Source organism: Alishewanella jeotgali KCTC 22429 (assembly GCF_000245735.1).
GTDB classification, from domain to species: Bacteria; Pseudomonadota; Gammaproteobacteria; order Enterobacterales; family Alteromonadaceae; genus Alishewanella; species Alishewanella jeotgali.
On record NZ_AHTH01000002.1, the window covers coordinates 83,371 to 101,137 of the forward strand.

The 17,767-nt window shown below is 51.2% G+C and carries 17 protein-coding genes; 12 read left to right on the plus strand and 5 right to left on the minus strand.

The window, feature by feature from the left end; all coding sequences use genetic code 11:
• Window positions 1-24: 24 nt before the first annotated feature.
• Window positions 25-537, minus strand: a complete 513-nt coding sequence (fabA, locus tag AJE_RS00550; RefSeq protein ID WP_008608568.1) for a 3-hydroxyacyl-[acyl-carrier-protein] dehydratase FabA — start codon at window positions 535-537, stop codon at window positions 25-27.
• A 199-nt stretch (window positions 538-736) separates the two neighbouring features.
• Between fabA and AJE_RS00555 the strand changes: the two genes are divergently transcribed.
• From AJE_RS00555 to AJE_RS00565, 3 genes are all read left to right on the plus strand, one after another.
• Window positions 737-994 (plus strand): hypothetical protein, encoded by a 258-nt coding sequence (locus AJE_RS00555; RefSeq protein ID WP_008608567.1) that lies wholly within the window; start codon window positions 737-739, stop codon window positions 992-994.
• 95 nt (window positions 995-1,089) lie between these two features.
• Window positions 1,090-1,950: a 6-pyruvoyl trahydropterin synthase family protein gene (locus AJE_RS00560; RefSeq protein ID WP_008949195.1), complete on the plus strand. Its 861-nt coding sequence runs from the start codon at window positions 1,090-1,092 to the stop codon at window positions 1,948-1,950.
• Window positions 1,910-2,755, plus strand: a complete 846-nt coding sequence (locus AJE_RS00565; protein ID WP_008949196.1) for a M23 family metallopeptidase — start codon at window positions 1,910-1,912, stop codon at window positions 2,753-2,755. Before AJE_RS00560 ends, AJE_RS00565 begins: the two co-directional genes overlap by 41 nt.
• A gap of 112 nt (window positions 2,756-2,867) precedes the next feature.
• On the opposite strand, the gene AJE_RS00570 is transcribed toward AJE_RS00565, so the two are convergent.
• A complete protein-coding gene (locus AJE_RS00570) occupies window positions 2,868-4,640 on the minus strand; it encodes a M61 family metallopeptidase (RefSeq protein WP_008949197.1) in 1,773 nt (590 codons plus the stop codon).
• 198 nt (window positions 4,641-4,838) lie between these two features.
• On the opposite strand from AJE_RS00570, the gene AJE_RS00575 reads away from it, so the two are divergent.
• The 4 genes from AJE_RS00575 (at window position 4,839) to AJE_RS00590 (ending at window position 7,827) form a co-directional block, all read left to right on the plus strand.
• Window positions 4,839-5,237, plus strand: a complete 399-nt coding sequence (locus AJE_RS00575; RefSeq protein ID WP_008949198.1) for an acyl-CoA thioesterase — start codon at window positions 4,839-4,841, stop codon at window positions 5,235-5,237.
• A gap of 87 nt (window positions 5,238-5,324) precedes the next feature.
• Complete coding sequence (locus AJE_RS00580; RefSeq protein WP_008608561.1) at window positions 5,325-5,792, plus strand: Mpo1 family 2-hydroxy fatty acid dioxygenase; 468 nt, start codon at window positions 5,325-5,327, stop codon at window positions 5,790-5,792.
• Between the two features lie 135 nt (window positions 5,793-5,927).
• Complete coding sequence (locus AJE_RS00585; protein WP_008949199.1) at window positions 5,928-7,016, plus strand: sensor histidine kinase; 1,089 nt, start codon at window positions 5,928-5,930, stop codon at window positions 7,014-7,016.
• Window positions 7,009-7,827 (plus strand): LytR/AlgR family response regulator transcription factor, encoded by an 819-nt coding sequence (locus tag AJE_RS00590; protein WP_008608557.1) that lies wholly within the window; start codon window positions 7,009-7,011, stop codon window positions 7,825-7,827. Before AJE_RS00585 ends, AJE_RS00590 begins: the two co-directional genes overlap by 8 nt.
• A gap of 61 nt (window positions 7,828-7,888) precedes the next feature.
• Here AJE_RS00590 and AJE_RS00595 read toward each other — a convergent pair whose 3' ends face one another.
• Entirely contained in the window at window positions 7,889-8,884 is a 996-nt protein-coding gene (locus AJE_RS00595; RefSeq protein ID WP_008949200.1) for an ATP-dependent 6-phosphofructokinase, read from the minus strand.
• Window positions 8,885-9,041: 157 nt separating this feature from the next.
• On the opposite strand from AJE_RS00595, the gene AJE_RS00600 reads away from it, so the two are divergent.
• The gene (locus tag AJE_RS00600; protein WP_008608555.1) at window positions 9,042-10,013 is read left to right on the plus strand and encodes a DMT family transporter; all 972 of its coding nucleotides are present in this window, start codon (window positions 9,042-9,044) and stop codon (window positions 10,011-10,013) included.
• Window positions 10,014-10,075: 62 nt separating this feature from the next.
• Here AJE_RS00600 and pyk read toward each other — a convergent pair whose 3' ends face one another.
• Both pyk and AJE_RS00610 read right to left on the minus strand, forming a co-directional pair.
• Window positions 10,076-11,512 carry a pyruvate kinase gene (gene pyk / locus AJE_RS00605; protein WP_008949201.1) on the minus strand — a complete coding sequence of 479 codons (1,437 nt, stop codon included), beginning with the start codon at window positions 11,510-11,512 and terminating at the stop codon, window positions 10,076-10,078.
• A gap of 129 nt (window positions 11,513-11,641) precedes the next feature.
• Window positions 11,642-12,499: a MurR/RpiR family transcriptional regulator gene (locus tag AJE_RS00610; protein ID WP_008949202.1), complete on the minus strand. Its 858-nt coding sequence runs from the start codon at window positions 12,497-12,499 to the stop codon at window positions 11,642-11,644.
• A gap of 302 nt (window positions 12,500-12,801) precedes the next feature.
• On the opposite strand from AJE_RS00610, the gene zwf reads away from it, so the two are divergent.
• Genes zwf through AJE_RS00630 form a run of 4 tightly spaced genes read left to right on the plus strand, consistent with a single transcriptional unit; the run spans window position 12,802 to window position 17,765 of the window.
• Complete coding sequence (gene zwf / locus AJE_RS00615; RefSeq protein WP_008949203.1) at window positions 12,802-14,271, plus strand: glucose-6-phosphate dehydrogenase; 1,470 nt, start codon at window positions 12,802-12,804, stop codon at window positions 14,269-14,271.
• Window positions 14,264-14,962 (plus strand): 6-phosphogluconolactonase, encoded by a 699-nt coding sequence (gene pgl / locus AJE_RS00620; protein WP_008949204.1) that lies wholly within the window; start codon window positions 14,264-14,266, stop codon window positions 14,960-14,962. Before zwf ends, pgl begins: the two co-directional genes overlap by 8 nt.
• 9 nt (window positions 14,963-14,971) lie before the next feature.
• Window positions 14,972-16,804, plus strand: a complete 1,833-nt coding sequence (edd, locus tag AJE_RS00625; RefSeq protein WP_008949205.1) for a phosphogluconate dehydratase — start codon at window positions 14,972-14,974, stop codon at window positions 16,802-16,804.
• Window positions 16,797-17,765, plus strand: coding sequence for a glucokinase (locus AJE_RS00630; protein WP_008949206.1), 969 nt, complete (start codon window positions 16,797-16,799; stop codon window positions 17,763-17,765). Before edd ends, AJE_RS00630 begins: the two co-directional genes overlap by 8 nt.
• The last annotated feature ends 2 nt before the right edge of the window (window positions 17,766-17,767 follow it).

Genomic DNA, 17,767 nt, shown 5'->3' on the forward strand with positions numbered 1-17,767 from the left:
TTTCTGGTTTAAGGGGCTAAGCGCTTAGAAGCTTGACGTATCCTGGAATAAACCCACTTTCAGATCGGTTGCGGCATAGATTTCACGACCATCGACACTCACCACACCATCACCAATACCCATAAACAGCTTACGTTTAATCACCCGTTTCATATTGATGGTGTAAGTGACTTTTTTCGCCGTTGGCAGAATCTGACCGGTAAACTTCACTTCACCCACGCCAAGCGCGCGGCCTTTACCCGGGCCACCTGACCAGCCTAAGAAGAAGCCCACCAGCTGCCACATTGCATCTAAGCCTAAGCAACCCGGCATAACCGGATCACCTTTAAAATGGCAGGCAAAGAACCAAAGATCCGGGTTGATATCCAGTTCAGCGATAATCTGGCCCTTGCCATATAATCCGCCTTCTTCTGAAATATGGACAATCCGATCCATCATCAGCATATTGTCTGACGGCAGTTGGCTGTTGCCCGGGCCAAAGAGTTCACCATTGGCACAGGCGATTAAATCTTCTTTTGTAAAGCTATTCTTAGTCATGTATGTTTAGTCCAATAAAAATGCTGCGTCAGCTTAGCGAACAGCTGTACGCCAGACAAGTCCGATTTGTACAACTTTGCCATTTTTATCGCAGAAAATTGGTCAGGGGTGTGACAAATTTCCGTAGAGTTAAGCTGACATCCCTATCTGGTTCCAGTTCATACTGGTACCAGAGCGCTGTGGATAAGTTGAGGGTGTAATGAGTGATGAAAAGGCCAGGGCGCTGAGTAATGCCGAAAAGCAGCGGCGCTATCGGGAGCGGCAAAAGGGTTGTGGTAAAAAAGAGCTGCGCGGCTATTTAACGCCGGAGGCATTGCAGTGTTATCAGGAAATTGCTGAAAAAACCCAGTGGAACGACAGTACCTTGCTCAGCAATGCGATTCGTTTAATGTACGCCGCGCATAAGCTTGGGCAAATTGGTATTTTGAATAGCTGGCTAAATGAGCATAAACGTTAATAGCTGCACGCTGCTGCTGCTTCGCGCTATAATGGCGGCCGTATTTTGATCACGCCCTTGCGCGGATCAGTGACTAGCCAAGCCAGGAATTCAGCATGATTTTATTTGTCCGCGATCTTACCGTTATCGACTTCTCTTATCTGCACCGCCAGCGTGGCATGCTGGGTGAGAGTTATATCGTCGATGTCGAATTACAGGGCGCGCTGGACGATACCGCTATGGTGTTTGATTTTGGCAAGGTGAAAAAGGTGATTAAGCAGGCGATCGATAGCCTGGTTGACCATAAATTAGCGGTGGCGGCAGAGTGCCCGGCGCTGCAGCTGGATACCGCCGGCGAGCTAACATTGCTGCGTTATCAGAGTGAGCGCGGTTTGCTGCAGTTAGCCTGTCCTGAGCAGGCTTTTGCTGTGATCCCTGGTACTGAAATCAATGAAGCGACGGTAACGGCATTTTTACAGCAACAAATTAAGCCGTTACTACCAGCCAATGTCGAGCAGCTAACTTTGACGTTGCGCCCGGAAAATATCAGTGGTTTTTATTATCACTACAGCCATGGCCTGAAAAAGCACGACGGTAACTGTCAGCGCATTGCCCATGGTCACCGCTCGACCATTCAGATTTATGAAAACAATATGCTGGCGCCGAAACTCAATAAAGGGTGGGCGGAGCGCTGGCAGGATATTTACCTGGGTACCGAGAGCGATCTGGTCGCGGCAGAGCAACTGGTACATCTTACCCCCGGCGCGCAGGACTACAGTTTCCGCTATCAGGCGTCGCAGGGCTGGTTTGAACTCTGTATCCCGCAAAGCCATTGTGAAATTGTGCCCTGCGATACCACGGTCGAATGTCTGGCCGACTTTATTGCTGATACGTTAAAGGCGCAGCACAGTACTCATTCGTATAAGGTGGTAGCTTATGAAGGTGTGGGCAAAGGCGCTATTGCTGTGCGCCCTTAACTGGGCAGCGCTGGCAAGTAGCAGTGCCAAAGAACTGGTTTTAGACGGGCAGTTAACCCAGGGTAGCCTGATCCGCGCCACTGTACCGGCAGGTGCTAAAGTGTGGTTTAACGACCAGCCCCTGGCAGTCAGTGAACAGGGGCATTTTGTGTTTGGCATTGGTCGCGATGCCGCACTTAAGCATCAGTTAACGGTAGAACATCAGGGGAAGCGGCAGCAGATCCCGCTGACCTTTAGTGGCCGCCAGTATGATATTCAGCGTATTAGTGGCGTCGAACAAAAATATGTTGAGCCGCCAAAAGAGGTTACTGCCCGTATCGCAAGGGATAATCGGCGGGTCAGAGAAGTACGACAAACCTTTACTGCGAAAACGTTATTCCTGGATGCACCATTAAAACCCGCGGCAGGGCGGATCAGCGGCGTCTATGGTAGCCAGCGCATTTTTAACGGTCAGCCGCGCAATCCTCATTTTGGCCTGGATATTGCGGCACCCGTCGGGGCACCGGTACTGGCTCCCTGGGATGGCAAGGTGCTGCTGGCTGAAGATCTGTATTTTTCCGGTTTAACCCTGATCGTGGATCATGGCATGGGGGTAACCTCAACCTTTATGCATTTGCACCGTTTTAATGTCGCGGTCGGCGATACGGTAACGGCCGGTATGCAAATTGCCGAAGTGGGTGCCACCGGTCGGGTAACCGGGCCGCATCTGGATTGGCGGATAAACTGGTTCCAGAAGCGACTGGATCCGCAGTTATTATTGCCTGAGTTTGCGCCAGCAGCACCAAAGCGGATCCCGCTTAACTAGTCAGCTTTCGAAAAACTGTCTGCAGCATCCACATCGCAGCCGGTTTTAGATGAATATAACAAAGCGCCGGCGGCTAGCGGCGCTTTTTTATTTGTCGCTCACCAGATTTCGGCTAGGTAGCTTGTGCTAACCAGGATGCAACCGTGCTCTGATCTGCAACGCTGAGCATTGCTACCTGCGCCTTCGCCGCCTGTAACGTTAAGGATAAGGTGAGCAGGCGATCTTTGCGGAAAATCGTTAACGGCTGCACTGAGCCATAAGGCAGCCGCTTTAACAGTTGCGGCAGGCTTTTTTCCGTCACCTTATAGCCAGCCAGTGCCAGCAACTGGTCGCCGGCCATCAAACCGGCCTGATGGGCTGCAGAGTCCAGATAGAGCTGTTGTACCGTTAAGCCGCCATTTTGTGCTTTCAGGCTACAGCCCAGGCTGGCCGGTGCCGCTTGTTCATTATTGCCATGGGTATCGTCAAAATGCTGTGGGCTACGCCAGCTTAGCGTCAGGCCGAGCTTGGCAAAGCTCTCAGCCAGCGGTAATGGCTGGGCGCGGTTAACCCAATCTGTAACCTGATTGGCCAGGGCAGTGAAACCCTGTGCGGCTAATGCCTGACAGAAACTCTGATCGGCGGTGCCGGTTGCCAGATATTGCTGATAGAAATCTCGGCAAAAGGCACTGAGGTTTGTGCCGGCTGCTTGTAGCTCGGCCTCAACGGCCAGCGCCACCAGGGCCCCCTTGGCATAATAACTGACGATACTGTTAGGTGCATTTTCATCCTGCAGATAATACTTGGTCCAGGCGTTAAAACTGCTGTCGGCTAAGCTTTGCCGGCTATCGGACGGGTTTCGCGTAACCCGCGTAACCAGCTGCTCCAGCGCGGTCAGATAAGCGCTTTGGCTGATCCGGCCACTTTTAACCAGCGCAAGATCATCAAAATACGAGGTAAAGCCTTCATACAGCCACAACTGCGGTGTGTATTGTTCCTGCGCTAACTGATAAGCATGAAAAGGTGCCGGCTTGAGCCGTTTTACCCACCAGGTATGAAAGTACTCATGGCTGATTAATCCCAGCAGGGTTTGATAGGCTTCATCCGGCGCTTTAAGTTGCGGCGCTGGCAGGTCATGGCGACTGCACAGCAGTAAGGTGCTGTCCTGATGTTCCAGGCCGCCGTAGCCGTTTTCGGTGATCCAGAGTAAAAACCAGTAATGGCTGAGATCGTCCGGTAAACCGCCAAATACCGCGCGCTGCGCCAGACAGAGTTGTTCGGTGTCTGCCAGTAAACGTGCGCTGTCGTAATGATTCTGACCGCTGACCACCAGATAATGCGGTACACCGTCAACGGCAAATTGTTGCAACGTAAAGTGCCCCAGCAGCAGTGGGCTATCAATCAGCTGCGAGTAGTTCGCTGCCTGATACAGACCAAAATCCTGCATGGCAGTACCACTGCTGCGTGGTAACGCGGTCGCGACGCGCCAGTTTTCGGTTACGCGAAACCCGGGGCGGATCAGCTCCAGCTGCTGTGGCAAGCTAGTCTGATCGCTAACGGCCAAACATAAACAAGCAGGATTCAGAATGGCAACTTCATCGTCGAGGTAAGCGGCGCGCACAGACATATCATTGGCGTAGATCAGATAGCTGACGGTAACTGCCTGATTACGACAGCTAAGCTGCCAGCGCTGCTTATCCAGTTGTGTTAAATCCAAGGCGCCGTCGGCATCACGGGCACTGATCTGCATAATATGGCGGGCAAAATTGCGGATCATATAGCTGCCGGGGATCCAGGCCGGCAAACTCAGTTCATGCGAGGTGCTGCTTGGCATAAAGGTCAGCTGGATACTCAGTTGATGTGCGCTGATATCGCTAAGTTCGATTCGATAGTGAACGCTGTCCATATTTCCCCTGTTGAAATTGTTGCAACCTGATGTGCTTTTGGGCTACCTGTTTTAGATGCATGTTTTAAGCGCATAGTTCAGGCACTGACTTTAACTGCTGCGACTGCTGTTTAAAGCAGCAAAAACCGTAGCGGCATTACCCCGCGCCATGATGGCTTCACGTATAATAGCAGTTTTATATTACCAGTAGGTTTTGTTATGGCAAATGAAGCGCTTATCCAAAAAAGAATCGAATACGCGGTTACGCGTGTTACGAAAACCGTGTTCCCGGGCCGCACCAATCATCATAACACCTTGTTTGGTGGCGAAGCCTTAGCCTGGATGGATGAGGCCGCCTTTATCGCCGCCACGCGCTTTTGTCGCAAGCCATTAGTGACGGTATGTTCAGATCGGGTCGATTTTAAAGAATCGATTCCGGCCGGGACTATTCTGGAGTTGGTAGCGCGGGTGGCACATGTAGGCCGCACCAGTATCAAGGTTCAGGTCGATATCTTTGTTGAGCATATGTACGACGATAATCAGCATAAAGCCATTTCCGGTAGCTTTACCTTTGTGGCGCTGGATGACGAGCGTAAGCCGACACCCGTACTGGGCTAGTTTGCCGCTGGCAGTGTCGGGCTACTTGTGTTACTGGCCCGACCTTGTTATGTTCGTTCAAAATAAGCCCCGTTAAAAGAGGTCGTCATGAAAACAGCCGAGCAATGGTTTAGCGAATACGCTGTCAGCCATCAAAATCCCGTCAATAAACTGATCCACTGGTTTGCGGTACCCATTATTTACATTACGGTGTTGGGGCTGCTGTGGCAAATTCCGATGCCCTTTGCCGGTTTTGCTGAGCAGGGCATCAACTGGGCATTACTGCTGATTCTGCCCGCACTGCTGTTTTACTTTTTGTTGTCTTTTAGTATTGGTCTTGGCATGACCATCTTTACTGCAGCAGCGGTGACCTTATTGCGAGCGCTGGAGCAGCAGAGTGTGCTGGAGATCTGGCAATTATCGCTGTTGGTGTTTGTGCTGATGTGGATCCTGCAGTTTATCGGCCATAAGATTGAGGGCAAAAAGCCATCGTTTTTTCAGGATCTGGCGTTTTTATTGATTGGCCCGGCCTGGTTACTGGGCTTTATTTTAAAACGCTTACGCATTCGCTATTAGACTGCTTAGCAGATGTTAATCGTAAGCAACCGCCTGCTTGCGATTAATGTCTGTCGAAACACGGCAGGTGGTAGCGGCATTGTGGCTAAGTCACCGTATAATGATCGTATTATTCTGTAATTTCCGGCATCGAATTTGAATAAGCTGTTTGAAGACCGCAACCGCCAGTTTTGGATCCTACACACCCTGGGCTGGTTGGGTTTCGCGATTGTAAACTACCTGAGCTCACTGGTGCTGGATACCCGCGATGCTTATCTGATAGTCATCAGTTTAGATGCCTATGTTGGCTGGCTGTTGACGATACCACTGCGCTATCTGTATCGTTCAATCTGGGCCTGGCATCCATGGAAGATGATCCTGACCGTGTTGGTGGTCGCCTTGCTGATTGCCATGTTCTGGACAGTGATCCGCAATTTTAACTATTGGGAAATTTACCGCCACGGTTACCGGCCCAGTGACTGGCTGTTATATATCAAAGATACGCCGGCGGCGTTTTATGTAATGTTAAGCTGGAGTGGTCTGTATTTTGGCATCAAGTATTACCAGACTCTGCAGGCAGAAAAACAAAAATCGCTGACGGCGATGAACAAAGCGCACGAAGCGCAGCTAAAAATGCTGCGTTATCAGCTCAACCCGCACTTTTTGTTTAATACCCTAAATGCCATTTCTACCCTGGTGCTGATCAACGATAACGACACTGCCAACAAAATGGTCAGTCGGTTAAGTGATTTTTTACGCTATTCTTTATACAAAGATCCCATTAACAAGGTACCGCTGGAGCAGGAAATCTATGCTGCCAGGCTGTATCTGGAAATAGAGAAGGTGCGTTTTTCTGAGCGCCTGTCGATCGGTATTGATATTGAGCCTGGTACTGAGAAGGCGCTGGTGCCCAGTTTGATCCTGCAGCCGCTGATTGAAAACGCGATCAAATATGCGGTAGCGCGCGAGGTTAATGGCGGCGAAATCGTAATCACCGCCCGCAAATTCGGGCACGACCTGCTGTTAGAAGTCGCCGACAATGGCCCAGGATTACCAGACATTGTTGTGGCCGATAAAACATCGGATAATGGCAGCGGTGTCGGGCTGGTGAACACCCGTGAGCGACTGGCCGCGCTGTATGACAATGATTTTGCGCTGGTACTAACCCAAAATCAGCCACGTGGCGTAAAAGTGAATATCAGAATTCCATTACAACTAGAACAAACGGAAACGGACAATGCTTAAAGTCATAGTAGTAGACGATGAACCTCTGGCCCGCAAAGGCATGTTAGTACGCCTGGCGGCTTTTCCTGAGCTGCAGGTGGTTGCCGAATGTGCTAATGGCCCGGATGCCATCGCTGCTATCAGCACGGCGGCACCGGATTTGGTGTTTTTAGATGTCGAAATGCCCGGCATGGATGGTTTTGCGGTTTTAAAAGCCTTGCAGCAGCAAAATACGCGGCTGCCTTATATTGTGTTTGTTACGGCCTATGACCACTATGCGTTTAATGCTTTTGAGGTACAGGCTGTTGATTATGTCTTAAAACCGGTAGAGCCGGAGCGGCTGAAAGCTGCGGTAGAAAAAGTATTAACCTTCCATAATGCTGCTGATAGTCAAAAGCGTACCGATCAGCTGGCGGCTGCGGTAGCACGCCTGACCGGCGACCAACCTGACCATATACTGGAACGTTTAGATAAGGCCGAGCCGGTGGTGAATGACCGGTACCCGGAAGCTATTAGCATTAAAGACAGCGGTGAAATTACGCGGGTACAGGTACAGGATATTGATTGGGTTGATGCCGCCGGTGACTATATGTGTATCCACACCCGGGATGGTCAAACCCATATTTTGCGGCGTACTATGAAAGAGCTGGAAAGTGAGTTGGATCCGCGGTTATTTGTGCGGGTACATCGCTCTGCGATTGTCAACGTCAATACCATCGCCAAGCTGCAGATGCTGACTAATGGGGAGCATCAACTGGTGCTAACCAATGGCCAGGCAGTCAAGGTCAGCCGTAGTTATAAGGATCGCGTAAAGCAGGTGTTTAGTCATTAAAGCCTGCTACTTTCGTTTTAAATCGCAATAAAAAGGTGCAGCAGAGTGCACCTTTTTATTATCAGTAACTGCCAACTTGTTGCTGCCAGCGGACCAGGAAAGGATCGATGGCTTTCTGGCGTTCGCCGGTTTTCGAAAGCGGGTACAGCACGGCTTCACCATTAATTTCGCCGGCCATTTGCAAATGCGCCCCTTGTAACAGTTGCTCAACGGCAAAGGCACCCAGTTTTGTGCCTAGGATCCGATCGGCACCTACCGGGCTGCCACCACGCTGAATATGACCTAAGATACAGGCGCGACATTCAATGCCAATGGCGTGACTGAGGGCTTCAGCCAGGGCAGTGGTGCCGCCTGGATAGCTATTTTCGGCAACCACAATAATATAACTACTTTTACCCAGTAGCAGTTGTGCGTGTTGAATAGGCGTAATCACTGAACGCAGATCATCCGGACTCAGGCTGCCAAACTCCGGGCAGATAATCTGTTCAGCGCCGGCTGCAATCCCGGCTGACAGCGTAATATAGCCACTATGGCGTCCCATTAGCTCAACCAAAAAAATCCGTTCAAAGGCATCGGCGGTGTCACGAATTTTATCAATGGCATCCAGCGCCGTATCAATAGCGGTGGCATAACCAATGGTGTTGTCGGTACCATCAACATCGTTATCGATGGTGCCGGGTACGCCAATAATTTGCCCCTGATAGTGTTTGGCAATTTCCAGCGCACCGCGAAAGCTGCCGTCACCACCAATCACGATCAGCGCATCAATATCCAATTGATGCAAGGTCGCGGCCGCCTGTGCCGGGCCATCCGGCGTTTGCAGTGCAGGGCAGCGGGCACTTTTTAAAATGGTGCCGCCGCGCTGAATAATATTTTGTACATGATGGCCAAGCAGCGTCTTATATTCCTGCTCGAACAAACCGTTATAGCCATGTTTAAAGCCAATCACTTCAACATTGCAGGCGGCAGCCGTCAGTTGAATCGCGCGGATGGCGGCGTTCATGCCTGGCGCATCGCCACCTGAAGTCAGCACCGCCAAACGTTTGATCCTATTCATTTGCATGCTCCTTAATGGTGATTTGAGATCAGTATAAGCGTTAGTCGGCAGATTACCTTGATTTGTCGCAAGAATACGAAAAGCACAGGACAGTTACGTTCGTTTGCGCGACAATAGCAACACTGCCGTCCGTGCAGTCGCTTTTAGGATCCCGCTGATGCATCAAATTACCGGAAAAACGCTGTTAGGCTTTTTGCTTGCGCTTACCACTGCTGTGCTGTGGGGTGTGTTACCCATTGCCTTAAAAATTCTACTTGAGGTGGTGACTGCTAATACCATCACTGCGATTCGCTTTCTCGCTGCCGCCGTCATCGTTGGCGTCTGGCTGGGCTTTAGGGGTAAGCTGCCGACGCTCGTTCTGTTAAAACGCCCCAAATTGGCCGTGTTGCTGGCGATTTCGATTGTCGGTTTGCTGCTTAACTATATTTTGTATTTAACCGGTTTGGATAGATTAAGCGCGGAAACGGCGCAAACCGTGATCCAGCTGGCGCCGTTCTTAATGATGTTAGGTGGGATCTGGATTTTTAAAGAACGCTTATTGCTGTGGCAGAAAATTGGTGCCTGGACCTTGGTTACTGGTTTACTGATGTTTTTTAACGAGCGTCTGCTGACGTTGATTGCTCAGGCCAGCTCTGAAACGCTCGGCGTATTATTGGTGATCGCAGCCGCCGTTACCTGGGCGGCCTATGCGCTGGCTCAGAAACAGTTACTGGTAAATTACAGCTCAAAGCAGATTATGTATCTGATTTATTTTGCCGGTGCGCTGGCTTTTATACCGGTGTCTGATCTTCAGCCACTAGCGACCTTTAGCACCTTGCAGTGGGGTTTATTGTTATTCTGCTGTTTAAATACCGTGGTGGCTTATGGTGCCTTTGCCGAAGCGCTGCATCACTGGGAAGCCTCAAAAGTAAGTGCCGTGCTGGCGATCACGCCATTAATTACCATTGGCAGTGCTAAGTTATTGGCTTGGATCTGGCCGGAGCTGGTGCGGGCGCAAGAACTGAATGGCTGGTCGTTAGTAGGAGCCTGTCTGGTAGTGGCAGGCTCGGCACTTACTGCACTGGCACCGCAGTTTGTGCAATACCGGGCGGCGCGTAAGGTCCGAAAGCTTCAGCGCGATGTGTTGTAACGTGCACTGCGGGTAAACGAAAAATGGCCCTAATCAGGGCCATTTTTTTCAGAATGAGATCGTTATTTTACGGTAACAATTCTACAGGTATTGGATGCGCCTACCGTCTCCATTACATCACCGTGAGTCATAATCACCAGATCACCACTTTTCAGCCCGGCTTTATCACGGATCACGTCAATTGCTTTATCCGCCATCTCTGCCGCAGAGACTTCAGTACTGTCAAAGAATGCCGGATAAACGCCGCGGTACATCGCCATTTTATTCAGAGTGCGGGTATGGCGGGATAGGGCATAAATCGGTTGTGGTGAGGTAATCCGCGACATCAATTTAGCGGTATAGCCTGACTCAGTCAGGGTAATAATAGCCTTAATGCCTTCCAGATGGTTTGCTGCATACATCGCGGATAAGGCGATGGTTTCGCTAACCTCAGAGAACGTCAGGTTCATCCGGTGTTTTGAGCTTTGCACTGACGGATGTTTTTCCGCACCGTTACAAACGCGCACCATAGCTTTGACGGTTTCGATCGGGTACTTACCGGCAGCAGTTTCGGCCGATAACATCACGCCGTCGGTGCCGTCCAGTACTGCGTTCGCAACGTCCATCACTTCAGCACGGGTTGGCATCGGACTTTCAATCATGCTTTCCATCATCTGGGTTGCTGTGATCACGATGCGGTTTAACTGCCGTGAGCGGGCGATAATGCGCTTTTGCTGGCCAACCAGTTCAGCATCACCAATTTCAACACCCAGATCGCCCCGGGCTACCATCACGGCATCAGAGGCCTTGATAATATCATCCAGGGTGGCGTCATCCGCAACGGCTTCGGCCCGTTCGACTTTGGCCATAATGCGTGCCTCAGAGCCTGCCGCAACCGCCAACTCACGGGCATAACGCAGGTCGTCGCCACAGCGAGGGAACGATACCGCTAGGTAATCGACATCAATTTCGGCAGCAGTAATAATATCGCGCTTATCTTTATCGGTTAGCGCTGGCGCAGTTAAACCGCCACCCTGGCGGTTAATACCTTTGTTATTACTTAGCTTGCCACCAACGACGACTGTCGTCGTGACGCGCTCGCCCTGAACTGCCGTAACCTGCAATTGAATACGGCCATCGTCAAGTAATAACAGATCGCCGGCTTTAACATCCTGCGGCAGCTCTTTGTAGTCGATACCCACCTGGGTTTCGTCACCTTCGCCTTTGGGCAGACTGGCATCGAGTACAAAGTCCTGACCTTCTTCCAACATCACCGCATTGTTTTTAAAGGTTGAAACGCGGATTTTCGGACCTTGCAGATCACCTAGAATGGCAACGTGAGCGCCGACTTTTTCCGCTGCTGCGCGCACCATCTGTGCCCGGGCTTTGTGGTCTTCGGCTGAGCCGTGAGAAAAATTAAGCCGGAACACTGTGGCACCGGCTTGGATTAATTTCTCTATAGTCGCTTGGCTATTGGTTGCTGGCCCCAGGGTGGCAACAATCTTTGTTCTTCTTGGCATCGGAAACTCCTGCTGATTAGGCGCTTGATCAAGCGTGCCTGTAGTCTAATGTAATTTTATTACAGAATACAGCTGAGAACTGAATAAAAATTACAAAGCTAAATGTGAGTGGGGCCTAAGCCCCGGAAATCAGAGTGACATATCCTTTTTATCAAAGCGTGAACCGCGCAGGCTGTCTTTTACCTTTTTCAGGTTTTCGCGGAATTTACTGCCACGTCTTAGGGTAAAACCGGTGGCCAGAATATCAATCAGTACCAGTTGCGCTACCCGAGACGCCATCGGCATATAGAGATCGGTGTCTTCCGGCACATCCAGCGATAACACCAGTGAACACTCTCGCGCCAGCGGGCTGTCATAAGCAGTAATGCCGATCACGGTGGCGTCATTTTCCTTAGCAATGGCGGCAATTTCACACAGGTTCTTGGTACGGCCGGTATGGCTGATACACACTACGACATCACCTTCGGTGCTGTTAATTGCTGACATACGCTGCATTACGATATCGTCAAAACACACTACCGGGACATTAAAACGGAAGAACTTATTTTGCGCATCATGTGCCACTGAGGCCGAGGCGCCTAAACCAAAAAAGGAGATTTTTTTCGCCTGCGTCAGTACATCAACCGCTTTATTGATGGCGCTGATATCAACGCGTTGCCTTGCTGTATCCAGCGCCGCCATGGTCGATTCAAAGATCTTGGCGGTGTAAGCCTCAGGACCATCTTCTTCTTCAACATGACGGTTAACATAGGGGGTGCCGTTCGCCAGGCTTTGCGCCAGGTGCAGTTTAAAATCCGGGAATCCCTTGGTGTCTAGGCGGCGACAGAAACGGTTAACAGTGGGTTCGCTTACGTCGGCCATCTTGGCCAGGGCAGCAATGCTGCTGTGGATGGTCGTCTGGGGATTAGCCAGAATAACATCGGCAACTTTGCGTTCTGATTTGCTAAAGTTGTTGACACTGCTTACGATTTTTTCCAGTACATTCATTAGCGATTACCTGCGCTTGTCCGTCCCCGGGGTTCGAGGGCTATGCTATAGTGCGTTTTTATCAGTGTTTTGACTACAACGCCCTGTTGGCTATGCTGTTTGCTTTCAATCAGGCTGACAAAACGGTATTAAATTTACCACAATTTATCCGAAATACGATCAAGGGTACACTATAATAATCCAATATAGCATCAGGCTAGCTGTTTTGTAATTTAATTACATTATTTGGCGTTTACAACGGCATTTTAGTCCGCTAGACTGGGCTAAGTGTTGTAAAATTACATCTTCTTTAAAGGCGAGTTATGACAACCACTCCAAACCAGGCTTGTGATTTAGTGTTATTCGGTACCAAGGGCGATCTGGCCCGCCGTAAGTTACTGCCTGCCTTATACCAATTAGAAAAAGCCGGCTTGCTGTGCGAGCAGTCACATATTATCGGTGTAGCGCGGGATGACCTGGACCGTGACGGCTACATTGAGCTGGTTAAAACCAACCTGGTGCGTTTTCTGAAGAAGGAGACGCTGGATGAGGCAGTATGGCAAGCTTTAGCGGCCAAGCTGCATTATGTGCAGCTGGACATGACCAATATTAACGATTATCAAAAGTTAACTGCCGTTACCGACCCCAGCAAACGCATTACGGTCAGCTATTTCGCGACGCCACCTTCATTATTCGGTGATCTGTGCCGGGGCCTGGCGGCTGCTGGTTTAGCCGCTGAACCATCACGGGTGGTGCTGGAAAAACCGATTGGCCATGATCTGGCATCATCAAAAGTGATTAACGATCAGGTTGCTGAATACTTTAAAGAATCGCAAATCTACCGCATTGACCATTACTTGGGTAAAGAGACTGTCCTGAACCTGTTGGCGCTGCGCTTTGCGAATGCCATTTTTGCGTCGAACTGGGATCATAATGCCATTGATCATGTGCAGATCACTGTTGCCGAAGAGGTCGGGGTAGAAGGCCGCTGGAGCTATTATGATGATGCCGGCCAGATGCGCGATATGGTGCAAAACCACTTACTTCAGGTGCTGTCGTTAATTGCTATGGAGCCGCCGGCACGGTTGGACGCTGACAGTATCCGTGATGAGAAGCTAAAAGTGTTAAAGGCACTGCGCAAAATCGATCAGACTAATGTGCAGGAAAAAACGGTGCGTGGTCAGTACAGTGCAGGCTTTGTTGCCGGACAAGCGGTACCGGGCTATCTGGAAGAAGAGGGTGCCCGGCCCAACAGTAAAACCGAAACCTTTGTTGCGATAAAAGTCGATATCGATAACTGGCGCTGGGCCGGGGTGCCGTTTTACCTGCGTACCGGTAAACGGATGCCGAAAAAGCACAGTGAAGTGGTGATTTGCTTTAAGCCCCAACCACACAATATTTTCCGCGAGACTTACCGTGATTTACCGGCTAATAAACTGATTATTCGCTTGCAGCCGGATGAGGGGGTCGAAATTCAGATGATGAATAAGATCCCGGGTTTGGGCGAGCATATGCGCCTGCAGCAAAGTAAGCTGGACCTGAGTTTTGATGAAACTTTCGAATCTCAGCGTATTGCCGATGCCTATGAGCGTTTATTGCTAGAAGCGATGCTGGGCAATCAGTATTTGTTCGTCCGCCGTGATGAGGTTGAACAAGCCTGGAAGTGGGTCGATGGCATAATGCAAGCCTGGAAAGCCAGTAATGAACCGCCAAAAAGTTATCAGGCTGGCAGCTGGGGTCCGGTCGCGGCCATTTCGATGATGGCGCGTGATGAACGCAACTGGGATGAATAATATGCAATTACAGCAGTTTGCTAATACTGATGCCTTAAATGCCGCCTTTGCCAGCCAACTGGTGACGATTCTGGAACAGGCCATTACTGAACGTGGTGCTGCCTACCTGGTGGTATCGGGCGGCCGTACACCGCAGGCGTTGTTTGCCAAACTGGCCAGTACACCACTGGCCTGGGATAAGGTTACCATTTTACTGGCCGATGACCGCTACCTGCCACCGGATGCCGAGCATAGTAATGAACGGCTGGTGCGCAGTACCTTAATGCAAAACTATGCTGCAAGCGCGCGTTTTATCAGTTTATACGCCCCGGCGGCAGATGCATACGCGGCGGTAAGCGAAATTAGTGCACGCCTGGCCGGTTTACCAACCTTTGATGCGGTGATCCTGGGGATGGGTGAAGATGGTCATACTGCATCCTTGTTTCCCTGTTGTGCCGAACTTAAAGCCGGCATGGCGGATGATGCCCCGGCGGTGCTGGCCACCAGCCCAACCACCGCACCTTATCAGCGCATCACCCTGAGTAAAGCGCGCTTACTACAAAGCCGACAGTTGTTTTTACATTTGGTTGGCAGTAGCAAGCTGACGGTGCTGGAGCAAGCGCAGGGAGCAACGGATGAGTTCGCGATGCCAATCCGTGCCTTTTTACATCAAACAGCGGTGCCAATGGCAGTGCTGTACTCGCCAAGTTAGAGGTAAATAATGAACCCAGTTATTCAGCGCGTCACTGACCGCATTATCGCCCGCAGCAGCAAAAGCCGGGCTATTTATCTGGAGCGGCTGGAAGAAGCCCGCCGTAAAGGCCCACACCGTGGCGCCCTGAGTTGTGGTAACCTGGCGCATGGCTTTGCCGCCTGTAATGCCTCCGAAAAAAGCGACCTGCGTAGTCTGACCAAAGCCAATATCGCTATTATCTCGTCCTATAACGATATGCTGTCAGCGCATCAGCCTTACCAATTCTACCCGGAAATCATTAAACAAGCAGTTGCCGAAGTCGGTAGCGTGGCACAGTTTGCCGGTGGTGTCGCCGCCATGTGTGATGGTGTGACCCAGGGCCAGCCGGGAATGGAGCTGAGCTTAATCAGCCGCGACAATATCGCGATGGCGGCAGCTATTGGCTTATCTCACAATATGTTTGATGGCGGCCTGATGCTTGGGATCTGTGACAAAATAGTGCCGGGCTTATTGCTAGCTGCGCTGAGTTTTGGTCATTTGCCCTTTGTGTTTGTACCCGCCGGCCCAATGCCGTCTGGTATTCCGAACAAAGAAAAAGCCCGGGTTCGCCAGCTGTTTGCCGAAGGTAAGGTCGGTAAAGAAGAGCTGCTGGAAGCAGAAGCAAAATCCTATCATGCTGCCGGTACCTGTACTTTCTATGGTACGGCCAACTCTAACCAGTTAGTGGTTGAGGTGATGGGCCTACATTTACCTGGTTCGTCTTTTATCAACCCATACACGCCGCTGCGTGATGAGCTTACCCGCGCAGCCGCCCGCCAGGTGACCCGCCTGACCGATCTGGGTACTGATTACCTGCCAATTGGCAAGTTGGTCGATGCCAAGGTTGTGGTCAATGGCATAGTGGGCTTATTGGCAACCGGTGGTTCTACTAACCATACCATGCATTTAATTGCCGTGGCCCGTGCGGCTGGTTTTATTGTGAATTGGGACGATTTTGCTGAGTTATCACACGCCACACCGTTACTGGCAAAAATTTACCCGAACGGTCAGGCTGATATTAACCACTTTCAACATGCCGGTGGTGTGCCTTTCCTGATCCGGACGTTATTAGACGCAGGCCTGTTACATGAAGATGTGCAGACCGTAGCCGGTTTTGGCTTACGTCGTTACACCCAACAGCCGTTGCTGGAAAACGGTGAGTTGCGCTGGGTGGATGCACCGCTGCAGTCACAGGATCCTGACGTCTTAACTACGGTAGACAAGCCCTTTAAAGCTACCGGTGGTTTACAGGTGTTATCCGGTAATATCGGCCGCGCGGTACTGAAAACCTCGGCACTGCGGCCGGGCACGGAAGTGGTTAAGGCGCCAGCTGTGGTCTTTCATAGCCAGCATGAATTGGAAGCCGCTTTTAAAGCCGGTGAACTGAATAAGGATTGTGTGGTGGTGGTACGGTTCCAGGGCCCCAAAGCCTGCGGTATGCCCGAGCTACATAAGTTAACGCCACCACTTGGTGTGTTACAGGATAAAGGGTTTAAAGTGGCTCTGGTTACGGATGGCCGGATGTCGGGTGCCTCAGGTAAGGTACCGGCGGCGATCCATGTCACACCCGAAGCGTTGGATGGTGGCAATATTGCCCGTATTCAAACTGGCGATCTGCTGCTGGTCGATGGTGAAACCGGCAAACTGGAAGTGCTGGTTGATGCCGCTGAATTTGCAGCCCGCACCCCGGCAACAGCGGATCTGAGCCATAACCTGTACGGTATGGGGCGCGAAATGTTTGGAGCTATGCGTCTGCAGTTAACTGGCGCCGAGCAGGGCGCTTGCAGCTTGTTTGTCACGGAGGAGCATCTGCATGGCTGAACGCCAATTTGCGATCGTCGCTGATATTGGCGGCACTAATGCCCGCTTTAGCCGGGCGGCACTGGACACGCTGGCGCTGGATCAGGTGGCGGTTTATCCGTGCGCCGACTTCCCAACCCTGGCTGCGGCGTTACAACATTATCAGCAGCAACTGGGCTTAACGGCGATTAAAGATGTCGCCATCGCTATTGCCTGTCCGGTGAACGGCGATAACGTGAAAATGACCAATTTCCATTGGCAATTCTCGATCAAAGCGATGCAAGCCGAGCTGCAGCTAAACACCTTACTGGTGATGAATGACTTTACGGCGGTGGCGATGTGTTTACCGGCGCTGGCAGAGGATCAGAAAATTCAGATTGGCGGTGGTCAGGCGCAGGTCGGCAAGCCCATGGCGGTGCTAGGTGCCGGTACCGGTTTAGGCGTTGCGCATTTACTCCCGGTCGACGGTAAGTTTTTACCTTTGCCAGGTGAGGGCGGTCATATCGACTGGGCAGCGCAAACTGAGCAGGAATGGTTTATTCAGCGCCAACTTGCGGCACAGTATGGGCATGTGTCGCCAGAGCGTTTGCTCTCTGGCCCGGGTTTGGAAGCCATTTATCAGGCGTTAGCGGCGTATCGACAGCAAAGTGTACCCATGCTTAGTGCCGGCGAAATCGGTCAACAGGCGCTATCTGGTCAGTCGCCATTGGCAAAAGAAGCCGTCGCGCAGTTTTATGCCAGCCTCGGCAGCGTTGCCGGTGATCTGGCGCTGACCTTAAGTACCTTTGGCGGCGTCTATGTCGCAGGTGGCATAGTACCTAAGTTACTGCCATTGCTCGGTAGCAGCGAGTTTCGCGCCCGCTTTGAAGCGAAAGGTCGCTTTGCCGCCTTTAATCAGCAGATCCCGACCTTTATCGTCACCGCTGAGCAGCCAGGCTTACTGGGCGCAGCCGTCTATTTAAAACAAACATTGGCAGGTTAAGT

Bases quoted from the DNA above. Each gene is read 5' to 3' on its own strand.
- fabA (WP_008608568.1), bottom strand. From the start codon at position 537: ATGACTAAGAATAGCTTTACAAAAGAAGATTTAATCGCCTGTGCCAAT.
- AJE_RS00555 (WP_008608567.1), top strand. From the start codon at position 737: ATGAGTGATGAAAAGGCCAGGGCGCTGAGTAATGCCGAAAAGCAGCGG.
- AJE_RS00560 (WP_008949195.1), top strand. From the start codon at position 1,090: ATGATTTTATTTGTCCGCGATCTTACCGTTATCGACTTCTCTTATCTG.
- AJE_RS00565 (WP_008949196.1), top strand. From the start codon at position 1,910: ATGAAGGTGTGGGCAAAGGCGCTATTGCTGTGCGCCCTTAACTGGGCA.
- AJE_RS00570 (WP_008949197.1), bottom strand. From the start codon at position 4,640: ATGGACAGCGTTCACTATCGAATCGAACTTAGCGATATCAGCGCACAT.
- AJE_RS00575 (WP_008949198.1), top strand. From the start codon at position 4,839: ATGGCAAATGAAGCGCTTATCCAAAAAAGAATCGAATACGCGGTTACG.
- AJE_RS00580 (WP_008608561.1), top strand. From the start codon at position 5,325: ATGAAAACAGCCGAGCAATGGTTTAGCGAATACGCTGTCAGCCATCAA.
- AJE_RS00590 (WP_008608557.1), top strand. From the start codon at position 7,009: ATGCTTAAAGTCATAGTAGTAGACGATGAACCTCTGGCCCGCAAAGGC.
- AJE_RS00595 (WP_008949200.1), bottom strand. From the start codon at position 8,884: ATGAATAGGATCAAACGTTTGGCGGTGCTGACTTCAGGTGGCGATGCG.
- AJE_RS00600 (WP_008608555.1), top strand. From the start codon at position 9,042: ATGCATCAAATTACCGGAAAAACGCTGTTAGGCTTTTTGCTTGCGCTT.
- pyk (WP_008949201.1), bottom strand. From the start codon at position 11,512: ATGCCAAGAAGAACAAAGATTGTTGCCACCCTGGGGCCAGCAACCAAT.
- AJE_RS00610 (WP_008949202.1), bottom strand. From the start codon at position 12,499: ATGAATGTACTGGAAAAAATCGTAAGCAGTGTCAACAACTTTAGCAAA.
- zwf (WP_008949203.1), top strand. From the start codon at position 12,802: ATGACAACCACTCCAAACCAGGCTTGTGATTTAGTGTTATTCGGTACC.
- pgl (WP_008949204.1), top strand. From the start codon at position 14,264: ATGAATAATATGCAATTACAGCAGTTTGCTAATACTGATGCCTTAAAT.
- edd (WP_008949205.1), top strand. From the start codon at position 14,972: ATGAACCCAGTTATTCAGCGCGTCACTGACCGCATTATCGCCCGCAGC.
- AJE_RS00630 (WP_008949206.1), top strand. From the start codon at position 16,797: ATGGCTGAACGCCAATTTGCGATCGTCGCTGATATTGGCGGCACTAAT.